This window comes from Cellvibrio sp. 25HG11W-0, from assembly GCF_057815475.1.
Window position 1 is genome coordinate 2,977,957 of sequence record NZ_CM174230.1, and the last position, 17,640, is coordinate 2,995,596.

A 17,640-nucleotide genomic window follows, 5' to 3' on the forward strand; every position below is an offset into this window, starting at 1 on the left:
ACCATGGAACGTATATACAACCTCACCAGCCCGTTGCCCGCCGACCAGTTGCGTTTTGCCAGCTTGCGCGGGCGCGAAGCGCTGTCTGAACTGTTCAGTTTTGATCTCATTCTAAAAAGCCCTAGCGGCAGCATTCAGCCCAATGATCTACTCGGTCAACCCATGACCCTGGATGTCACCCTTGAAGGCGGCGCCCAGCGCCACCTCAACGGCCAATGCACCACCTTTCGCAATATCGGCAAACAGGGTCGGCATTATTTGTATCAAGCCACCCTGCGCCCTTGGCTCTGGTACGCCACCCGTCGGCAGGATTACCGCATCTATCAAAACATGACCGTGCAAGACATGGTGAAGCAAGTGCTGGGGGCTTATCCCTTTGAGTTTCGCTTTAACCTGTGTCGCCGTTATCGCACCTGGGAATACTGCGTGCAGTACCGCGAGAGCGATGCCAACTTCGTGATGCGTATGCTCGAACACGAAGGTATTTGGTTTTATTTTGAACACAGTGCCGGTGCCCATACTTTAGTGATGACCGATGATATCGGCCTTGCCAGCCCGACCCCTGCTTATGCCAGCTTGCCCTTTCGCGAAGCCGGTAGCTCGCGTCCTAATGAAGATTTTATTGACCTCTGGCATGGCGCCGGCAGCGTCACTTCCGGCAGTTATCAAGCGCGGGATTACAACTTCTTGCAAGCCAATGCGCTGCTCGACACCAACCGTGTGCAAGCCGCCAGCCATCCCTTTGGCAGCTTTGATGTGTACGATTTCCCCGGCAGTTATCCCCATGTGGATGAAGGCGATGGCTATGCCAAGGTGCGCATGGAAGAACTGCGCAGCCCCCATCAACGCAGTTACGGTAAAGCCTCTGCGCGCGGTGTTGCACCCGGTTATTTGTTAAGCCTCGCACTGCACCCGCAGGCACACCATAATCAGGAATACCTGATTCTCGCCTGTGATTACGATTTTCAGGATAACGACTACGAAGCCAATAGCGATTCATCGCCGTTTGTGATGCAGGTAAACATTGAAGCCCATCGCAGCAGCGAAGCCTATCGTCCCGAACGTTTAACACCCAAGCCCGTCAGCCAAGGGCCAGACACCGGCGTGGTTGCCGGCCCACCGGGCGAAGAGTTGTACACCGATGAACACGGCCGCGTGAAAGTGCATTTTCACTGGGATCGCTACGATAACAACGATCAGAACAGCTCCTGCTGGATTCGTGTTTCCCACCCCTGGGCGGGTGCGGGTTTTGGGGGCATGCACGTACCGCGCATCGGCCAAGAAGTGTTGATTGATTACCTCAACGGCGACCCCGATCGCCCGGTGATTACCAGCCGTGTATACAACAACTTGCAGCCGGTGCCCTGGGCATTACCGGCCAACGCCACCCAATCCGGCTTTTTAACCCGCTCTACCCCTAAGGGTACTTGGGAAGACGCCAACGCCTTTCGCTTTGAGGACAAAATCGGCCAAGAACAAATTTGGCTGCACGCCCAACGCAACCAAGACATTGAAGTCGAGCACGATGAAACCCATTGGGTCGGTAACGACCGCACCAAAACCATCGACCGCGATGAAACCAACCACATCAAGCGCCACCGCACCGAAACCGTCGATGGCAATGAAACCATCACCGTGCACAAAGAGCGCACCGAAGAAGTTGATGGCAACGAAACCATCACCATCCACAGCAACCGCAAAGAGCGCGTTGACCACGATGAAACCATCAGCATTGGCGACAACCGCAGTGAAGATGTGGGTAAAGACGAAAAAATCAGTATTGGCGATAACCGTACCGAAACGGTAGGTAAGAACGAGACCATTACCATTGGTGCTAATCGCACTACCGATATTGGTAAAAGCGACACCCTGAGCATTGGCAAAAATGCCACGGTTAATGTCAGTGGCCACAAAAAGGAAACTATCAACAAAACCAGTATGCACAACGTGGGACTGGCACGGATGGATAACGTGGGGTTGCTTTACAGCCTCAACGTCGGCGCCGCCATGAACACGATTGTGGCCTTAAGCCAGAGCGAGCAAGTTGGGCACAGTAAAAACACTCAGGTGAACAAAAACACCACCTTTAAAACCGGTGAAAACCTAGTACTGGAAGCGGGTAAAAGCATCACCTTACAGGTAGGCAAGGCGGCGCTCATTATGAACAGCGACGGCAAGATTACGCTGGTGGGTACCGACATTACGCTTGAGGCCAGTGGCCCCATGCAAATCACCGGCAAAGATATCGACCTGAACTAAGGCAAGGACGTTGTATTAATGCAAATGACCAATTTAACGCCCTTTCCTGCGCTTTGCTTTGGATCAATTGATCTTAAAGGGCGTGAATGCGATACCGTGGTGATGCGCGTGGGTTATGGGATTACCATTAACCCCGCAACGGGTGCAGCACAACTTGAGGTGCAAGACCTCAAACCCCAGCCATTGCACGTGGAGGATGACTATTGGGGTGAGGATCAGATAAACCCGAGCGCTAAAAATAAAGGTGACAATGAACAACAAAACGCGGCTAGCAAACCGTTTTACCACTACAGCCTACGTCAAGAAACCGATTTAGCCCCTTTTAAGCCCCGCTGTGATCTGCTGGTCATCGGCAATGCTTACGCCCCCCAGGGTAAAGCCACTGACAGCTGGCCGATTCAAATTCGCCTGCACAGCAGAACTGAGGCAAGCCCTGCAGCATTAACCCCCGTGCTGGAAAAAACCCTTAAGGTTCTTCCACAAGGCGTATTTCAGCAGGGGATTCTAGGCTGGAAATTACAGCGAGCCAAAACTGCAACACAGGTTCCTTTGCGCTGGGAAAACGCCTTTGGTGGCAGCTGCCAAGTCGCTAACCCCGCACATGCCACTGACGCAACCCAACCCGAGTGGCTCTTAAACGAGGTGTGTTTTAGCAATCCATTAGGCGCTGGCTGGCTCGATAAACGCTATGAACGCAGCCTGCGTAAAGCGGGTAAAGAGATACCCAAGCAAATGCTGGCGCCGAGTATTTTTTATCCCAAAGACACACTCAAAGAACCACTACTCATCAAACATCCCGACGGAATCGTCAACACACAACAAATCGTTGCTGCCGCTGCGAAATACCCCTTACAACCCGCCGGCTTCGGGCCTATTGCCCGCAGCTGGGCACCGCGCATCGGCTTAAGTGGCACCTATGATGAACATTGGGAAAAAGAGCGCTGGCCGCTGCTCCCAACAGATTTTGATGAAGGCTATTGGAACTGCGCACCGCTCGATCAGCAGGCGCCTTGGCCCAGTGCAGATGCTGTACTGGAAGCCTGGCACCTGTTTAACCCAACGCTGGCCCCTAAGGGCTATGTGCAAATGGCGCTGCCCGGACACCGTGCCTTTGTCATGGCGCGTCTGGAAAACGGCACGCCGCTGCCGCTGCCCATGCTTATCGATACCCTGGTGCTGGATACCGACACCAACACCCTCACAGTGGTTTGGCGTTGTCGCATCCCCAAGACCCCCTTAATCACCAGCCTTGAAGCGCGCTTTGAAACAGACCCAACAGCCCCCTTGTTGAAATGGCAAAGCCGCACACCCACACAAGGAAAGGAAACCTCAAATGCCCAATAATTTAACCGCCCGAAAAGACGGCGCATGGCTTGTTATCAGCATGGTGCCGGATGTATGCAAAACCCCTGTAGGCAGTGCCGTAGTCCCCATTCCCTATCCGATCATTGCACAATGCGGCAGCGCCACTAAAGAAGTACCTCATGTACGCGCAAATAGCACGCCTCTGATTACCCTCGCCAGCTACATACCCACCACTACCGGTGATCAGCCCGGGGTACAAAAAGGCATAAAATCCAGCACCGTCGGCGGCACCGCCTCGTTCAGAGGCGGCCAGCACAGCTCCACCGTCAATGCCGACAAACAGCGCATCCTTCGCCACGGCGACATGTTCTGGATGAATGGCAAAGCTTCGGGTTTAGCACCGAATAAACCGGTGCAACACAACCAAGAAACTATCGACAAAATGAACGAGGTAGCAGCACCAACGGCGCCCTCTGCGGCACCGACACCAAAAGGTGTTACTTTCGCCAAAACCCTGGGCGAAGCCGCACAAAAATTGCAAGATGCCGCACCCGCGGTGATGGCCGCCAAGCAAGCCGGCAAACCTCTGCCCGCCTCACCCTACACTCAAGCAGATAAACAGGCGGTCATTAACAGCGGCGCACCAGAACAATTTGCCGTGCGGGTTATAGAGTCAGACTATGCCAAAGACGAGGGCTATATCGGTAAAGTACGCGAACATGGCGCAACCATCTCTTGGATGGCACCGCTCTCCATGGTGGAACATGGCGATACTGATGCGGAAGCATTGCTCAATGCCTTTGGCACCCGTCACAACCCCAAGAAAAACTACAGCGTTCTCATCATCGACACACATAAAATGAGTGACGTGGCTGATGTAGAAACTATCATCCCCACCAACAGCAATTTACAAAAACTTCTGGCCGAAAACCCACAAATCAGCGAAGTGCCTCCAGAAATCACCCAACAGGTACTCGCAGAGGATTTTGCGCCTAAGTATTATGTATTTGCGAAGGGCGTGAGTGCAGAAGACATAAACACGAAAGATAAAAACAAGATGAGAGCTTTTGCCGAAAGCAAAGGTTTTGCCGACGATGAAACTGACTTATTACTTGCTAGACATCAACTCGCCAGCGAAGTCGCTGCCTGGGAAGAATTTACCGGCAAGGGAATGACCCTTGACACCAATGTAAAAAACACCACCGCCTATGGCCCTGTTGAATTACTGATGTTGGATAAATCCCCCAAAACCCTTAGCGAACTAAAGCAACACAATGCTCTGCTCACTGTAGCGGCGAAATAATAATGACTGAGACAGCCATGAAAACATTTACCAACATCGACCCGAATACACTCGATAGCGACCCTAGAATTATCCTCAAGTTTGTTGAGCCCAATGAAATTCCCACGCTCGCGACCTATTACTATTTATTAAAAGAGGGTGACCATTTGATCTGGGCACTTACCAGCCCTTATCCGGAAAAGGATGCTGAAGCAATTCAATGGTCTGGCAGTACCGAAGTCGAATTCCCCGTCGCTGGCCTTGCCTGGTTTATCAACATCCTCGAACAACAGTTTTTTAAAAGCGCCGCCGAGGGGGGCTTACCCAAAGGAAAATATGCCTTTGAAGAAGAAGTCATGGGCGAGCGTCTCTGCGTATCGCGTATGTTTGGCACCCCCGGCTATGGATTTAGAAATTACTCTAGAAAAGATTATTTAACGAAACTCTATGACAAACCCCAACAAGCTAATTTCAGCGACGAACTCCTCTTCACCAAAGGCCTATTCGAGCAGTTTAAATTCATCGCACTACAACTAGAAGACGATGTTTACCCGTAAGAGTGAATCCCTATAAAACGACTAGCGCGCTACCACCACAACCGGCTTGTGTGCCTAGGGATGTGGCTTTTGTGCCGGTGGTAGCGCCTTTTAATCAACAACACCTTAGACGACAGCAGGAAAAGGACAACACAGGAACATGGAAACATGAGTGAAACCCAATCAACAGGGCAGCAACCTCTCTTGCTAAACCTCTACACCAGTCAGGTCACTCACCGCCAAGGACTGGACATCGTTAATCACCCCGAAAGGGTGGTGTTAGCATGGAAACCCGAACCCGGCTTTGACCCCAAAGCCTGCGCCGACGCCAACGGCTTTAAAAAGCTTAACTATCAAACAAGCACCGACATGCAAACCGGTGAAACCGATAGCCTCGTCAGCGTCGAAATGACCCATGAAGAATATGAAGAATTTCGTCAACGCCCTCATGTTCGCACGATGGAATTGCCCGCCATGGCACCCGAGGGTACTGGCAATACACTCGGTCAGCTCACTTTTATACCTCCTACCAGCAATGTGAAAGCCAAACATGCCAACCCACCGGAATTACCGCCGGAGCAGCAAACACCAAAGGCCGATAACAGCCAACCCAATGAACACCTGCAAGCACTGATAGACAAATCCAAAGATGACCGCAGCTTCTGGCAGCGCACCAAAGAAGGTGCCGCCGCCGCATGGAGCAGCACCAAGCGTATTGCAGGCGAGTCTTGGGAGCACCCAGGGGAGTTCGGTATCGGCGTCTTAAAAGGTGTTGGCAACATCCCCTCTGACCTCGCCAATCTCGTGGTAGAGGGCGCTAAAAGTGGTATGGGCAACCCGCTCAACCTCAACAACTTCAGTAAATATCTCGACTATAGCGCAGTAAAAGCCTATGAAAGCGGCAACCTAGCTCGCGCCAATGCGCTCGCCAGTCAATCGGCCAGCATTCAAGAAATGGGAAATGTGGGAGATATTTTTGAGCTAGAAAATGACGCCCAAAAAGGTGGAAGTTTTGCCTCCATACTGATTCCTGTGGGCACCCTCGTAAAAGCCAGCGCAAGCACTGCTAAAGCCGTAAAAGCGGCCAAAACACTAGACACCGCCGCCGATGCCGCTAAAGTAACCAACACCGCCAGCGAAGCAGTCAAAGCAACAAAAGCGGCTGATACAGCAGGAGACGCGAATAAAGCATCTGAAGCGAGCAATATCAGCAAAACCCCTGAACCTCAGGGGCCTAAGGGGAATGGGGGGAAGATTCTCGTCAAAATTAAATCATTACGAAGACAATATCTTGGCAAAACACCCGGCAAAAAATCACGCACAGGTAAAGAAGTGCAGGAGCGGATGCGAACAGAAGGTAAGTTAAGGGAGAATATCGATACTGGTCGCACTGAGTTTAAAGCGTCGGATGGGAAATGGTACGACCTAAGTAAAGCTGATATGTCCCATACCCCCAAAGATGCCGTCACATGGTGGAATGAAACTGGGCGACAGTACGGAGCAAGAGCTCCTGAAGTTAGAAAATGGATGCTTGATTCGAAAAACTACACGTTAGATCATTATTCAATTAACCGATCTGCAGGTGGAAAATTAACCGAAACATATTCATCTCCACTTAAATGAGGCATATATATGCGAACGATGGACGAAATCACCCTAATTGTGTTACGAGATTTAGGTAAAAAAACTAGAGAAGCATTAGAAAAAGGAGAGGCGGATAGCGCACAAAAATTTCTCGAAGAAGGTTGGGGCTTAATTCCAGAACCAAAATATGAGTACGATATTACAACAAGAAAAATTCTTGCCTCCATAAGATTAATGGCTCAGTCAACAAAACCGACATACGCATTAAGATGGATAAATGAATTAAAAAACTATCCATCATCTGACATAGATGATGAACCAGAATTTTTAATTGGTATGACGTATTTTGAATTGGGAGAACGAGACAAAGCCTTTTTGCATTTCGATATTTCAAATAACATATCTAAAGGCCGCTGCTTTCGTGAAGAAGACCCCAAATACTTAAAGTTTTACTTAGAAAATAAAAAAGGAATATAAATGGAACTTGACGACGACATTTACGAAGCCATAGAGAACCTTTCTGAGGAAGGCAATCAACTTTGTGACGATGATAATTTTAAGGCTGCCATTCAAAAATGGGAAGACGCTTTTTTATTATTGCCCGATCCAAAAGTTGATTGGGAAGCCTACACATGGTTATCGGCCTCCATTGGGGATGCGCTCTACCAACTAAAAGATTTTTCAGCCGCACGCGAAAGATTTTTTGATGCCTTAAATGGCCCAGATGGACAAGAAAACGCTTTTATTCACTATCGACTAGGACAATGTGAAATTCATCTTGGCAATGAAAAAAGTGGCATCAATCATTTACTGCAAGCTTATATGCTCGATGGCGAGGAGATCTTTCGAGCGGAGGATGATGGCGTACTTTACTTAACAAAATTATCTGAAAAACAGCTCACCTAAAAAGCCGCCACGCCTTCTTCTGCCACGACAATCTTCATGTAAGACCTATAGCCGGAAGACGAATGAAAGCAATTTTTCAGCATGCTTTTGAGGTTTATATCGGCTTAACGTTAGACCAGTAACAGAGATCGAGGAAGGCATACCCTGAACACACTCCCGCAACAAATAATTAATGCCAAAAACATCATCGCGTTCTTAGTGCAAGAAAATCCAACCTACGGCTTGTGGAACTCTATAGCCGCTCAACTGGAGTTTATTGCACAAGATTTTGATTCACTCGGAAACTTCAAACACAGCGCCGATGAGCAACGCGTCAAAGACATTATTTTAGGTGTACAAGCGATTCGAGAAATAGATGCCAGCCAACCTGACTTCGCTGATCTGCTCTGTGAAATAGATTACCAATACAAAAAACTTTACAACATTGGTTAGCTTTATATATCCACCCAAAGAATTAAGTAAATCAAGGTTATTCAGCGAGTAGCGCGCTACCACCACTACCGGCTTGTGTGCCTAGGGATGTGGTTTTTGTGCCGGTGGTAGCGCCTTTTAATCAACAACACCTTAGACGACAGCAGGAAAAGGACAACACAGGAACATGGAAACATGAGTGAAATCCAATCAACAGGGCAGCAACCTCTCTTGCTAAACCCCTACACCAGTCAGGTCACTCACCGCCAAGGACTGGACATCGTTAATCACCCCGAAGGGGTGGTGTTAGCATGGAAACCCGAACCCGGCTTTGACCCCAAAGCCTGCGCCGACGCCAACGGCTTTAAAAAGCTTAACTATCAAACAAGCACCGACATGCAAACCGGTGAAACCGATAGCCTCGTCAGCGTCGAAATGACCCATGAAGAATATGAAGAGTTTCGCCAGCGCCCGCATATACGCACCATGGAATTACCCGCCATGGCACCGGAAGGCACCGGCAACACCCTTGGCAAACTCACCTTTATGCCACCCACTGGCAATGTGCGCGCAGAACACGCCAATCCAGCGGAATTGCCGCCGGAAGACGCAGAAAACCCCGAAGCGCCACCGGGTGAGCGCACCAGTAAAAAACTAGAAGAACTAAAAGCGCAACGCGAAGCCATCAACAAACAACTCATCAATCCCGATGCCGCTGATGAATACGTTCGCTTCGCTGATTTACACCAATCTGCCAATGGCCTCATAGGGCAAATTAAAGGCGAACCCGGCACCCTAGCCGACTACGCAGCGCAAGGCACACGCGGCCTGCTCGGCTTTGCGAAAGATGCACTCGTAGGTGTGGGTGAACTTGTTTACGAAGGTGGCAAAAAAGCCATCGACCTACAACAAAGCATGCTCACCCCCGCCGGGATTCAAGGGCAAGTTCTTGATGCGCAAATTCTTATGGAAGAAATGCGCCTGGGCAATATAACCACAGACACCATCACCAGTGACTTTACCAACACCGCAACCAGTGTCGGCAAAGCCCTTGTCGCGCCGGTCACCAAACCCTGGGCAGAGGGCCAATACGTAGAGTCAGTAACCCGCGGCATCACCGAAATCGCCACGCTGCCGCTCGCCGTCTTTAAGGCTAACAAAGTGGCCAAGGTGGGTGAAACGGCAGGCGCACTAAGCGACGTAAACAAAGCAACACAAGCAATGGAAACAGCACAAGACGCCAACACTGCGGTAAAATCTGCCGAAGCCATTAGCAAAACAGATGACACAGCCAAAGCCGCAGATGCGATAGAGATTAGTAAACCGCCAGAGCCGCAGGGGCCGAATGGGAATGGGGGGAAGATTAAACAAAAAATTAAAAAACTGCGGGAGCAGTATTTAGGACGAACCCCCGGCAAAAAATCGAGAACAGGAAAAGAAGTTCAAGACAGAATGCGAGAAGAAGGAAAACTACGAGATGGAGAAGATGGTATTGAATTTAAATCATCCGATGGTGAATGGTATCCATTGAGAGATGCGGATATGGCACATCATCCTAAAGATGCCGTAAGCTGGTGGAACGAAACGGGGCGCCAATATGGAGCCAAATCACCCGAAGTACGAAAATGGATGCTCGACTCCAAAAACTATACACTTGAACATTATTCAAGTAATCGATCTGCAGGCGCAAAATTAACTGAGAATTATCTACCACCTTTAAAATAGGAGTTAACAATTGGAAGATTTAGCTATAGAAATTAGAAACGAGATTGACGCAATACTAATAAATGCAAGAAATAATTTAGAGTTGGGCGAAATAGAACTGGCCGTTAATATGGCGACTACCGCATGGGCAAAAGTTCCAGAACCAAAATTTGGTTGGGATGTAAGTAAAAGCTTTGTAAGCTCAGTAGCCAGAATATATAGGAACTCAAAAAAATTTGATGCAGCGTTAACATTAATGAACAAGTTATTTTCATCAGGAACGGTAAAAAAACACCAAGATGGCCCCTATTTTTTATTGGGAACTATATATTTTGAAATGGGAGATAAATTAGAATCAATTGAATGGCTATCGCAAGCAAATGAAATATCAAAGGGACGTTGTTTTCGTGAGCAAGACCCTAAATACCTAAAATTTTTCCTCGAAAACAAGCAGGACAAATAAATGGAACTACCTGACGAAATCTATACCGCAATTGAAAATCTATCCGAAGAAGGCAACGAATTATGTGATGATGAAAATTTTTCAGCTGCCATAGAAAAGTGGAGCCAAGCCTTTTCACTACTGCCAGAACCAAAAGTTGATTGGGAAGCTTACACTTGGCTTTCAGCTTCTATTGGCGATGCGCTCTACCAACTAACAGATTTTGCCGCTGCCCGCGAGAAATTTTTCGATGCGCTCAATGGGCCTGATGGAAAAGAAAACCCATTTGTACACTATCGCCTAGGCCAGTGTGAAATTCATCTTGGTAATGAAAGAAGTGGCATCAATCATTTACTGCAAGCTTATATGCTCGATGGCGAAGAAATTTTTCAAGCAGAAGATGATGGTGCGTTTTATTTATCAAAATTATCCGAAAAGCAATTAACTTAAATTATTGCCATACGACTATCCCATCCGCGATAAAACCGCTATTTAAAAATTCGAAAAACAGAAAGCTGACAACCCACAAGAAGTGAGTTGTCAGCTGCTTCTATTGTGACTTCTTTTTTATCTATTAACTCTTTCAATTGCCCAGCGCCACCTCAATGGCCAATGCACCGCCTTCCGCACTATCGGCAAACAGGGGCGCCATTATTTATACCAAGCGCAGCTGCGCCCTTGGCTGTGGTACGCCACCCGTCGGCAGGATTACCGCATTTATCAAAACATGACCGTGCAAGACATGGTGAAGCAGGTGCTGGGGGCTTATCCCTTTGAGTTTCGCTTTAACCTGTGTCGCCGTTATCGCACCTGGGAATACTGCGTGCAGTACCGCGAAACAGACGCCAACTTTGTGATGCGCATGCTCGAACACGAGGGCATTTGGTTTTGGTTTGAACACAATGCCGGTACCCATACGCTGGTGATGACCGATGACATTGGCCTCGCCAGCCCTACCCCTGCCTATGCCAGCTTGCCCTTTCGCGAAGCCGGTAGCTCGCGCCCCAATGAAGATTTTATTGACCTCTGGCATGGCGCCGGCAGCGTCACTTCCGGCAGTTATCAAGCGCGGGATTACAATTTCTTGCAAGCCAATGCGCTGCTCGACACCAACCGTGTGCAAGCCGCCAGCCATCCCTTTGGCAGCTTTGATGTGTACGATTTCCCCGGCAGTTATCCCCATGTGGATGAAGGCGATGGCTATGCCAAGGTGCGCATGGAAGAACTGCGCAGCCCCCATCAACGCAGTTACGGTAAAGCCTCTGCGCGCGGTGTTGCACCCGGTTATTTGTTAAGCCTCGCACTGCACCCGCAGGCACACCACAATCAGGAATACCTGATTCTCGCCTGTGATTACGATTTTCAGGATAACGACTACGAAGCCAATAGCGATTCATCGCCGTTTGTGATGCAGGTAAACATTGAAGCCCATCGCAGCAGCGAAGCCTATCGCCCCGAGCGTTTAACACCCAAACCCATCAGCCAAGGGCCAGACACCGGCGTGGTTGCCGGCCCACCGGGCGAAGAGTTGTACACCGATGAACACGGCCGGGTAAAAGTGCACTTTCATTGGGATCGCTACGATAACAATGATCAGAACAGTTCCTGCTGGATTCGTGTTTCCCACCCCTGGGCGGGTGCGGGTTTTGGGGGTATGCACGTACCGCGCATCGGCCAAGAAGTATTGATTGACTACTTAAACGGCGACCCCGATCGCCCGGTGATTACCAGCCGTGTATACAACAACTTGCAGCCGGTGCCCTGGGCATTACCGGCCAACGCCACCCAATCCGGCTTTTTAACCCGCTCTACCCCTAAGGGTACTTGGGAAGACGCCAACGCCTTTCGCTTTGAGGACAAAATCGGCCAAGAACAAATTTGGCTGCACGCCCAACGCAACCAAGACATTGAAGTCGAGCACGATGAAACCCATTGGGTCGGTAACGACCGCACCAAAACCATCGACCGCGATGAAACCAACCACATCAAGCGCCACCGCACCGAAACCGTCGATGGCAATGAAACCATCACCGTGCACAAAGAGCGCACCGAAGAAGTTGATGGCAACGAAACCATCACCATCCACAGCAACCGCAAAGAGCGCGTTGACCACGATGAAACCATCAGCATTGGCGACAACCGCAGTGAAGATGTGGGTAAAGACGAAAAAATCAGTATTGGCGATAACCGTACCGAAACGGTAGGTAAGAACGAGACCATTACCATTGGTGCTAATCGCACTACCGATATTGGTAAAAGCGACACCCTGAGCATTGGCAAAAATGCCACGGTTAATGTCAGTGGCCACAAAAAGGAAACTATCAACAAAACCAGTATGCACAACGTGGGACTGGCACGGATGGATAACGTGGGGTTGCTTTACAGCCTCAACGTCGGCGCCGCCATGAACACGATTGTGGCCTTAAGCCAGAGCGAGCAAGTTGGGCACAGTAAAAACACTCAGGTGAACAAAAACACCACCTTTAAAACCGGTGAAAACCTAGTACTGGAAGCGGGTAAAAGCATCACCTTACAGGTAGGCAAGGCGGCGCTCATTATGAACAGCGACGGCAAGATTACGCTGGTGGGTACCGACATTACGCTTGAGGCCAGTGGCCCCATGCAAATCACCGGCAAAGATATCGACCTGAACTAAGGCAAGGACGTTGTATTAATGCAAATGACCAATTTAACGCCCTTTCCTGCGCTTTGCTTTGGATCAATTGATCTTAAAGGGCGTGAATGCGATACCGTGGTGATGCGCGTGGGTTATGGGATTACCATTAACCCCGCAACGGGTGCAGCACAACTTGAGGTGCAAGACCTCAAACCCCAGCCATTGCACGTGGAGGATGACTATTGGGGTGAGGATCAGATAAACCCGAGCGCTAAAAATAAAGGTGACAATGAACAACAAAACGCGGCTAGCAAACCGTTTTACCACTACAGCCTACGTCAAGAAACCGATTTAGCCCCTTTTAAGCCCCGCTGTGATCTGCTGGTCATCGGCAATGCTTACGCCCCCCAGGGTAAAGCCACTGACAGCTGGCCGATTCAAATTCGCCTGCACAGCAGAACTGAGGCAAGCCCTGCAGCATTAACCCCCGTGCTGGAAAAAACCCTTAAGGTTCTTCCACAAGGCGTATTTCAGCAGGGGATTCTAGGCTGGAAATTACAGCGAGCCAAAACTGCAACACAGGTTCCTTTGCGCTGGGAAAACGCCTTTGGTGGCAGCTGCCAAGTCGCTAACCCCGCACATGCCACTGACGCAACCCAACCCGAGTGGCTCTTAAACGAGGTGTGTTTTAGCAATCCATTAGGCGCTGGCTGGCTCGATAAACGCTATGAACGCAGCCTGCGTAAAGCGGGTAAAGAGATACCCAAGCAAATGCTGGCGCCGAGTATTTTTTATCCCAAAGACACACTCAAAGAACCACTACTCATCAAACATCCCGACGGAATCGTCAACACACAACAAATCGTTGCTGCCGCTGCGAAATACCCCTTACAACCCGCCGGCTTCGGGCCTATTGCCCGCAGCTGGGCACCGCGCATCGGCTTAAGTGGCACCTATGATGAGCGCTGGGAAAAAGAGCGCTGGCCGCTGCTCCCAACCGATTTTGATGAAGGTTATTGGAACTGCGCACCGCTCGATCAACAAGCTCCTTGGCCCAGTGCAGATGCAGTACTGGAAGCCTGGCATTTATTTGATCCACGTCTAGCCCCCAAAGGCTATGTACAACTACCGCTGCCAGAACACCGTGCGTTCGTCATGGCGCGCTTGGAAAACGGCACGCCGCTGCCGCTGCCCATGCTTATCGATACCTTGGTGCTGGACACCGACACCCAAACACTGAATGTGGTTTGGCGCTGCCGTATCCCCCAAAATCCCTTAACCACCAGCCTTGAAGCGCGCTTTGAAACAGATCCAACGGCGCCATTATTGAAATGGCAAAGCCGCACACCCACACAAGGAAAGGAAACCTCAAATGCCCAATAATATAACCGCCCGCAAAGACGGCGCATGGCTTGTTATCAGCATGGTGGCGGATGTGTGCAAAACCCCTGTAGGCAGTGCCGTAGTCCCCATTCCCTATCCGATCATTGCGCAATGCGGCAGCGCCACTAAAGAAGTACCTCATGTACGCGCAAATAGCACGCCGCTGATTACCCTCGCCAGCTACATACCCACCACTACCGGTGATCAGCCCGGGGTACAAAAAGGCATAAAATCCAGCACCGTCGGCGGCACCGCCTCGTTCAGAGGCGGCCAGCACAGCTCCACCGTCAATGCCGACAAACAGCGCATCCTTCGCCACGGCGACATGTTCTGGATGAATGGCAAAGCTTCGGGTTTAGCACCGAATAAACCGGTGCAACACAACCAAGAAACTATCGACAAAATGAATGAGGTAGCATCGCCAACAGCGCCTTCTGCTGCCGATGTAGCGCTAGCTAAAACGGAAGGTACAAGCCCTGAACACGTTGCAGCCAGAGAAAAGGTGGCTCGGGATTATCTTAAAAAAAATGACTTTAGCGAATCACAAATCACAGAGGCTCTCGGCAGTAAAGATGACTCTAGGATTGGAGGTGTTGACCTTAAAAAGCCAGTGGAAGTCATTTCATTTCCACCTCCAGAGCACATGTCTCAACACGTAAAATCTCATGGTTTTCCTGGCAACTGGTTTGACCCCAAAGGAACTCAAAGCCCTGACTCTTTAGGAATTAGCGGTGAAGGCCGCACACTTAAAAACTTTGTGATGCCTAAAGCTAGTGGCTTACAAAGTCATTCCAAACCTATTGTAGATAATTGGACAAACCCTAAAAACCCGATAAGCACTAGCGGTGGCGGCGCCCAATTGTTTGTCAATGAGGCTACGAAAAAACAAGTCATTTCAATGAATAAGGTGGGTATATAACTATGGACTACGAAAAACTAGCGCTAGCAGCCCAACGAACTATTCATGAAATAGAAGCGTTCACATATAAAAATGGCAAAAATGACACGTTAGAATCAATTAAAGCCCAAATGAAATTTATAAGCGAAAATGCGGTGCGCAAAATTAATCCAGTAACACAATTGGGAGACAGAAAATTCACTTATGCCATATTGGCTTCACGTGAACTGGCTAGCCCTGAAGAAATGGTGATAAAAGATCACATTGATAATGTATCGAGCTGTTTAGATAACGAATAATTCACCGAAAAGGAATCCTTAGTGAATATCCATTATCAAAATGTATTGAATGCCAAAAACATCATCGCGCTTTTAGTGCAAGAAAATCCAACCTACGGCTTGTGGAACTCTATAGCCGCTCAACTGGAGTTTATTGCACAAGATTTTGATTCACTCGGAAACTTCAAACACAGCGCCGATGAGCAACGCGTCAAAGACATTATTTTAGGTGTACAAGCGATTCGAGAAATAGATGCCAGCCAACCTGACTTCGCTGATCTGCTCTGTGAAATAGATTACCAATACAAAAAACTTTACAACATTGGTTAGCTTTATATATCCACCCAAAGAATTCAGTAAATCAAGGTTATTCAGCGACTAGCGCGCTACCACCACAACCGGCTTGTGTGCCTAGGGATGTGGCTTTTGTGCCGGTGGTAGCGCCTTTTAATCAACAACACCTTAGACGACAGCAGGAAAAGGACAACACAGGAACATGGAAACATGAGTGAAATCCAATCAACAGGGCAGCAACCTCTCTTGCTAAACCCCTACACCAGTCAGGTCACTCACCGCCAAGGACTGGACATCGTTAATCACCCCGAAGGGGTGGTGTTAGCATGGAAACCCGAACCCGGCTTTGACCCCAAAGCCTGCGCCGACGCCAACGGCTTTAAAAAGCTTAACTATCAAACAAGCACCGACATGCAAACCGGTGAAACCGATAGCCTCGTCAGCGTCGAAATGACCCATGAAGAATATGAAGAGTTTCGCCAGCGCCCGCATATACGCACCATGGAATTACCCGCCATGGCACCGGAAGGCACCGGCAACACCCTTGGCAAACTCACCTTTATGCCACCCACTGGCAATGTGCGCGCAGAACACGCCAATCCAGCGGAATTGCCGCCGGAAGACGCAGAAAACCCCGAAGCGCCACCGGGTGAGCGCACCAGTAAAAAACTAGAAGAACTAAAAGCGCAACGCGAAGCCATCAACAAACAACTCATCAATCCCGATGCCGCTGATGAATACGTTCGCTTCGCTGATTTACACCAATCTGCCAATGGCCTCATAGGGCAAATTAAAGGCGAACCCGGCACCCTAGCCGACTACGCAGCGCAAGGCACACGCGGCCTGCTCGGCTTTGCGAAAGATGCACTCGTAGGTGTGGGTGAACTTGTTTACGAAGGTGGCAAAAAAGCCATCGACCTACAACAAAGCATGCTCACCCCCGCCGGGATTCAAGGGCAAGTTCTTGATGCGCAAATTCTTATGGAAGAAATGCGCCTGGGCAATATAACCACAGACACCATCACCAGTGACTTTACCAACACCGCAACCAGTGTCGGCAAAGCCCTTGTCGCGCCGGTCACCAAACCCTGGGCAGAGGGCCAATACGTAGAGTCAGTAACCCGCGGCATCACCGAAATCGCCACGCTGCCGCTCGCCGTCTTTAAGGCTAACAAAGTGGCCAAGGTGGGTGAAACGGCAGGCGCACTAAGCGACGTAAACAAAGCAACACAAGCAATGGAAACAGCACAAGACGCCAACACTGCGGTAAAATCTGCCGAAGCCATTAGCAAAACAGATGACACAGCCAAAGCCGCAGATGCGATAGAGATTAGTAAACCGCCAGAGCCGCAGGGGCCGAATGGGAATGGGGGGAAGATTAAACAAAAAATTAAAAAACTGCGGGAGCAGTATTTAGGACGAACCCCCGGCAAAAAATCGAGAACAGGAAAAGAAGTTCAAGACAGAATGCGAGAAGAAGGAAAACTACGAGATGGAGAAGATGGTATTGAATTTAAATCATCCGATGGTGAATGGTATCCATTGAGAGATGCGGATATGGCACATCATCCTAAAGATGCCGTAAGCTGGTGGAACGAAACGGGGCGCCAATATGGAGCCAAATCACCCGAAGTACGAAAATGGATGCTCGACTCCAAAAACTATACACTTGAACATTATTCAAGTAATCGATCTGCAGGCGCAAAATTAACTGAGAATTATCTACCACCTTTAAAATAGG

General features: G+C 49.4%; 17 protein-coding genes. All 17 read left to right on the plus strand.

Features of this window, described 5'->3' with window-relative positions; genetic code table 11:
- Window positions 1–3 precede the first annotated feature (3 nt).
- The 17 genes from AC0KUT_RS12500 (at window position 4) to AC0KUT_RS12580 (ending at window position 17,639) form a co-directional block, all read left to right on the plus strand.
- A complete protein-coding gene (locus AC0KUT_RS12500; protein ID WP_488830347.1) occupies window positions 4–2,259 on the plus strand; it encodes a type VI secretion system Vgr family protein in 2,256 nt (751 codons plus the stop codon).
- An 18-nt stretch (window positions 2,260–2,277) separates the two neighbouring features.
- On the plus strand, window positions 2,278–3,603 hold the full coding sequence (locus AC0KUT_RS12505) for a DUF2169 family type VI secretion system accessory protein (protein WP_488830349.1): 1,326 nt from the start codon (window positions 2,278–2,280) through the stop codon (window positions 3,601–3,603).
- Window positions 3,593–4,867 carry a DUF4150 domain-containing protein gene (locus tag AC0KUT_RS12510; protein WP_488830351.1) on the plus strand — a complete coding sequence of 425 codons (1,275 nt, stop codon included), beginning with the start codon at window positions 3,593–3,595 and terminating at the stop codon, window positions 4,865–4,867. The genes AC0KUT_RS12505 and AC0KUT_RS12510 overlap by 11 nt, the downstream gene beginning before the upstream one ends.
- A 17-nt stretch (window positions 4,868–4,884) precedes the next feature.
- A complete protein-coding gene (locus tag AC0KUT_RS12515; RefSeq protein WP_488830352.1) occupies window positions 4,885–5,403 on the plus strand; it encodes a hypothetical protein in 519 nt (172 codons plus the stop codon).
- A gap of 147 nt (window positions 5,404–5,550) precedes the next feature.
- Window positions 5,551–7,005: a hypothetical protein gene (locus AC0KUT_RS12520; protein WP_488830353.1), complete on the plus strand. Its 1,455-nt coding sequence runs from the start codon at window positions 5,551–5,553 to the stop codon at window positions 7,003–7,005.
- A 9-nt stretch (window positions 7,006–7,014) separates the two neighbouring features.
- On the plus strand, window positions 7,015–7,443 hold the full coding sequence (locus tag AC0KUT_RS12525) for a hypothetical protein (protein ID WP_488830355.1): 429 nt from the start codon (window positions 7,015–7,017) through the stop codon (window positions 7,441–7,443).
- The gene (locus tag AC0KUT_RS12530) at window positions 7,444–7,872 is read left to right on the plus strand and encodes a tetratricopeptide repeat protein (protein WP_488830357.1); all 429 of its coding nucleotides are present in this window, start codon (window positions 7,444–7,446) and stop codon (window positions 7,870–7,872) included. It abuts the gene before it with no gap.
- A 198-nt stretch (window positions 7,873–8,070) separates the two neighbouring features.
- Window positions 8,071–8,304, plus strand: a complete 234-nt coding sequence (locus AC0KUT_RS12535) for an immunity protein Tsi6 family protein (protein WP_488830359.1) — start codon at window positions 8,071–8,073, stop codon at window positions 8,302–8,304.
- 174 nt (window positions 8,305–8,478) lie between these two features.
- Window positions 8,479–10,008, plus strand: a complete 1,530-nt coding sequence (locus AC0KUT_RS12540; RefSeq protein ID WP_488830361.1) for a hypothetical protein — start codon at window positions 8,479–8,481, stop codon at window positions 10,006–10,008.
- Between the two features lie 10 nt (window positions 10,009–10,018).
- Window positions 10,019–10,450 carry a tetratricopeptide repeat protein gene (locus AC0KUT_RS12545; protein ID WP_488830363.1) on the plus strand — a complete coding sequence of 144 codons (432 nt, stop codon included), beginning with the start codon at window positions 10,019–10,021 and terminating at the stop codon, window positions 10,448–10,450.
- Window positions 10,451–10,879 (plus strand): tetratricopeptide repeat protein, encoded by a 429-nt coding sequence (locus AC0KUT_RS12550; protein WP_488830365.1) that lies wholly within the window; start codon window positions 10,451–10,453, stop codon window positions 10,877–10,879.
- Window positions 10,880–11,060: 181 nt separating this feature from the next.
- Complete coding sequence (locus AC0KUT_RS12555) at window positions 11,061–13,085, plus strand: type VI secretion system Vgr family protein (protein ID WP_488835746.1); 2,025 nt, start codon at window positions 11,061–11,063, stop codon at window positions 13,083–13,085.
- Window positions 13,086–13,103: 18 nt separating this feature from the next.
- Complete coding sequence (locus AC0KUT_RS12560) at window positions 13,104–14,429, plus strand: DUF2169 family type VI secretion system accessory protein (protein WP_488830367.1); 1,326 nt, start codon at window positions 13,104–13,106, stop codon at window positions 14,427–14,429.
- On the plus strand, window positions 14,419–15,348 hold the full coding sequence (locus tag AC0KUT_RS12565; RefSeq protein WP_488830369.1) for a PAAR-like domain-containing protein: 930 nt from the start codon (window positions 14,419–14,421) through the stop codon (window positions 15,346–15,348). The genes AC0KUT_RS12560 and AC0KUT_RS12565 overlap by 11 nt, the downstream gene beginning before the upstream one ends.
- Before the next feature lie 2 nt (window positions 15,349–15,350).
- A complete protein-coding gene (locus AC0KUT_RS12570; protein WP_488830370.1) occupies window positions 15,351–15,626 on the plus strand; it encodes a hypothetical protein in 276 nt (91 codons plus the stop codon).
- Window positions 15,627–15,647: 21 nt separating this feature from the next.
- Window positions 15,648–15,935 (plus strand): immunity protein Tsi6 family protein, encoded by a 288-nt coding sequence (locus tag AC0KUT_RS12575; RefSeq protein WP_488830373.1) that lies wholly within the window; start codon window positions 15,648–15,650, stop codon window positions 15,933–15,935.
- Window positions 15,936–16,109: 174 nt separating this feature from the next.
- Window positions 16,110–17,639, plus strand: coding sequence for a hypothetical protein (locus AC0KUT_RS12580; protein ID WP_488830361.1), 1,530 nt, complete (start codon window positions 16,110–16,112; stop codon window positions 17,637–17,639).
- The last annotated feature ends 1 nt before the right edge of the window (window position 17,640 follow it).

Bases quoted from the DNA above. Each gene is read 5' to 3' on its own strand.
- AC0KUT_RS12550 (WP_488830365.1), top strand. From the start codon at position 10,451: ATGGAACTACCTGACGAAATCTATACCGCAATTGAAAATCTATCCGAA.
- AC0KUT_RS12500 (WP_488830347.1), top strand. From the start codon at position 4: ATGGAACGTATATACAACCTCACCAGCCCGTTGCCCGCCGACCAGTTG.
- AC0KUT_RS12580 (WP_488830361.1), top strand. From the start codon at position 16,110: ATGAGTGAAATCCAATCAACAGGGCAGCAACCTCTCTTGCTAAACCCC.
- AC0KUT_RS12505 (WP_488830349.1), top strand. From the start codon at position 2,278: ATGCAAATGACCAATTTAACGCCCTTTCCTGCGCTTTGCTTTGGATCA.
- AC0KUT_RS12560 (WP_488830367.1), top strand. From the start codon at position 13,104: ATGCAAATGACCAATTTAACGCCCTTTCCTGCGCTTTGCTTTGGATCA.
- AC0KUT_RS12525 (WP_488830355.1), top strand. From the start codon at position 7,015: ATGCGAACGATGGACGAAATCACCCTAATTGTGTTACGAGATTTAGGT.
- AC0KUT_RS12520 (WP_488830353.1), top strand. From the start codon at position 5,551: ATGAGTGAAACCCAATCAACAGGGCAGCAACCTCTCTTGCTAAACCTC.
- AC0KUT_RS12570 (WP_488830370.1), top strand. From the start codon at position 15,351: ATGGACTACGAAAAACTAGCGCTAGCAGCCCAACGAACTATTCATGAA.
- AC0KUT_RS12515 (WP_488830352.1), top strand. From the start codon at position 4,885: ATGAAAACATTTACCAACATCGACCCGAATACACTCGATAGCGACCCT.
- AC0KUT_RS12540 (WP_488830361.1), top strand. From the start codon at position 8,479: ATGAGTGAAATCCAATCAACAGGGCAGCAACCTCTCTTGCTAAACCCC.
- AC0KUT_RS12530 (WP_488830357.1), top strand. From the start codon at position 7,444: ATGGAACTTGACGACGACATTTACGAAGCCATAGAGAACCTTTCTGAG.
- AC0KUT_RS12510 (WP_488830351.1), top strand. From the start codon at position 3,593: ATGCCCAATAATTTAACCGCCCGAAAAGACGGCGCATGGCTTGTTATC.
- AC0KUT_RS12565 (WP_488830369.1), top strand. From the start codon at position 14,419: ATGCCCAATAATATAACCGCCCGCAAAGACGGCGCATGGCTTGTTATC.